The organism is Ruoffia sp. FAM 26255 (assembly GCF_045528525.1).
GTDB classification, from domain to species: Bacteria; Bacillota; Bacilli; order Lactobacillales; family Aerococcaceae; genus Ruoffia; species Ruoffia tabacinasalis.
The window spans coordinates 1-2785 of the sequence record NZ_JBGQQX010000106.1 but is presented as its reverse complement, the minus strand read 5'-3'; the positions used below and the strand labels follow the sequence as shown (position 1 = coordinate 2785).

Here is a 2785-nt window from a genome sequence, read left to right as displayed (position 1 = left end):
TTATGTATGAAGTTAAAACAACTAAATCATTCCAAGCGGCAACAGAAGCACTCATTGAGAAACTCAAAGAAAGAGAATTTGGTGTATTGTATCAAGTTAATTTTAAAGAAAAAATTAAATCTAAAGGGTTAGATTTCCCTACAAATTTTGAGGTATTAGAAGTATGTAATCCAAAACAAGCAAAAGAAGTATTGGAAAAACGTATTGAAGTTGGCTACTTTTTACCGTGTAAGGTAGTTGTTTATGAAAAAGAAGCCGATGTGTATATTGGACTACTAAAACCAACAGTATTAATTGACTTTGTCAAAGATGATAATTTGACAATGATTGCTATAGAAGTTGAATCAACATTAAAAGAAGTAGTGGATGCTGCTAAATAAATATAAAAAAGACTTTCTCGTGAACTAAAATGGACCCCTATAGTGGACACTAAAAAAAGTATCCTCTATAGTTTTTTTTGCTCATAGAGAGGAAGATCATGTAACTTTATCCACTAGCTCTTAATACAAGATTCGGACATACCGACATATTATGGTCGTTTTTATTCTTTTTGAAAAATGCTTTACAAAAAATACGTATGGGGGTATAACCAAAATACGCGTGGGGGTGTATAAATGTAAAATACATTTTATTAAGTATAAAAGGTTATCAAAAAGGAATTTCGTCGTTGTTTCCACCGAGTTGCCGTTATTATCCCACCTGCTCGCACTATGCTGTTGATGCGATTGAAAAACACGGAGCAGCAAAAGGGTCTCTAATGGGAGCAGCACTTATTATGCGGTGTCATCCATTTGTTAAAGGCGGATATGATCCCGTGCCAAGTACATTTTCATTGAAAAGAAATAACAGACATAAGATAAAAGGAGAGGAACAATCGAATGACAGTAAAAGTAACTGATATAACATTAGCATCAGAAGTAAAAGAGGGTATTACATTAGTCGATTTTTGGGCTCCTTGGTGTGGGCCATGTAAGATGTTAGGACCAGTATTAGAAGAATTAGAAGCAGAATTTGCACCTGAAATTAAAATTGCAAAGTTGAACATTGACGAAAACAATGTAATAGCTAGTCAACTAGGCATTATGAGCATTCCTACCATGGTTTTATATAAAGATGGTAAGCCGATTGAAAAGATAGTTGGCTCCCAACCAAAAGAAGTACTAAAAGAGTATTTAACGGAAAAAGTAACAGCAAAATAATTACTATTATGAGGAGGGAAAATATGTTTTTCAAAAAAACACCTACGATTTCAACTACTGAACTGGAGAATAAATTATCCGAAAAGCCGCAAATTATTGATGTGAGAGAACCGCATGAATTCAAAAATGGTCATATTCCAGGAGCAAAAAATATTCCATTGGCTAAAGTTTCTACCTATACACCGAAGGGTCAAATTTACGTAGTGTGCCAATCTGGGATGCGCAGTAAACGAGCGACGAAAATATTGCTGAAACAAGGACATAATGTTATCAACGTCCGTGGCGGCATGATGGCATGGGCAGGAGCAAAAAAAGGAGGAAAGAATTAATGAGAATTGTAATTATTGGTGGTGTAGCAGGTGGTATGTCTGCTGCTACGCGGTTAAGACGCTTGGATGAAAGAGCAGAAGTTATCGTGTTAGAAAAAGGGCCTTATGTGTCATTTGCTAATTGTGGTTTGCCTTATTATGTCGCTGGAGAAATTGATGAACGGACGGATTTGTTAGTTCAAACTCCAGAAGCTTTGCAAGCAAGGTTCAATTTAGACGTACGACCAAATAGTGAAGCTATTTCCATCGACTCTGACAACAAAGAAGTGGTCGTGCAAACCGATCAAGAAACATACACACTGGGGTATGACAAATTAATCTTGTCTCCAGGAGCAAAGCCATTTATTCCGCCAGCAAACGGATTAGAAGAAGCAGAGAATATTTTCACCTTGCGTTCTGTTCCAGATGTCGATGCGATTTCCAACTTTATCCATATACACAACCCTAAAAAAGCAGTTGTCATAGGTGCTGGATTTATCGGGCTAGAAATGGCAGAAAGTTTAGTCCAACGAGGAATGGAAGTTACTATTGTAGAGAAAGCGCCACATGTACTGCCACCTTTCGATGAAGAAATGGCGGCTTATGTAACGAAAGAATTAGCAGCTAATGGGGTAAGATTATATACAGGATTGGCGGCTGAATCATTTGAAGAAAAAGGTAAAATCGTTGTATTGGAAAACGGAGAACGCTTAGAAAGTGATATTACTTTAATGTCTGTCGGCGTAAAACCGGAAACAACGGTAGCTTTGACAGCCGGTGTCGAAACAGGTTTACGTGGCGGAATAGTCGTCAATGACCAATATGAAACTAGCCAAAAAGATATTTACGCTGTAGGGGATGCGATTGTCGTTAAACAACAAATCAACGAAGAAGACACAATGATTGCATTGGCTTCGCCAGCTAACCGTCAAGGACGTCAAGTGGCTGATGTCATTAGCGGATTGGAACGCAAAAATAAAGGCAGTATCGGGACAGCAATTGTACGAGTGTTCAAAATGGCAGCAGCAGCGACCGGTTTGAATGAACGCCAATTGCAACAAGCTGATGAGGTGTATGAAGTGATTCATATCCAAGGAAAAAGCCATGCTGGCTATTATCCTAATGCAAAAACCATTGTTTTAAAATTATTGTTTCATCCGACTACTGGTAAAATTTATGGCGCTCAAGCCATCGGAGAAGACGGTGTAGATAAACGGATTGATATCATTGCTACAGCTATTAAAGCCGGAATGACGGTGCAAGATTTGCCGGAATTAG

Annotated in this window: 5 protein-coding genes; all 5 read left to right on the top strand. The window is 38.0% G+C overall.

Annotated elements, in window-relative coordinates:
* The first annotated feature begins 2 nt into the window (after positions 1-2).
* Positions 3-380 carry a DUF302 domain-containing protein gene (locus ACEN31_RS11380; RefSeq protein WP_407109467.1) on the top strand — a complete coding sequence of 126 codons (378 nt, stop codon included), beginning with the start codon at positions 3-5 and terminating at the stop codon, positions 378-380.
* 245 nt (positions 381-625) lie between these two features.
* On the top strand, positions 626-898 hold the full coding sequence (gene yidD, locus ACEN31_RS11375) for a membrane protein insertion efficiency factor YidD (protein WP_407101555.1): 273 nt from the start codon (positions 626-628) through the stop codon (positions 896-898).
* Complete coding sequence (trxA, locus tag ACEN31_RS11370) at positions 879-1199, top strand: thioredoxin (RefSeq protein WP_407101521.1); 321 nt, start codon at positions 879-881, stop codon at positions 1197-1199. Before yidD ends, trxA begins: the two co-directional genes overlap by 20 nt.
* Positions 1200-1222: 23 nt before the next feature.
* Positions 1223-1528, top strand: a complete 306-nt coding sequence (locus ACEN31_RS11365; RefSeq protein ID WP_407101522.1) for a rhodanese-like domain-containing protein — start codon at positions 1223-1225, stop codon at positions 1526-1528.
* Positions 1528-2785: FAD-dependent oxidoreductase (locus tag ACEN31_RS11360; protein ID WP_407109466.1), on the top strand; the 1258-nt coding region annotated here is incomplete at its 3' end. The genes ACEN31_RS11365 and ACEN31_RS11360, both read left to right, overlap by 1 nt.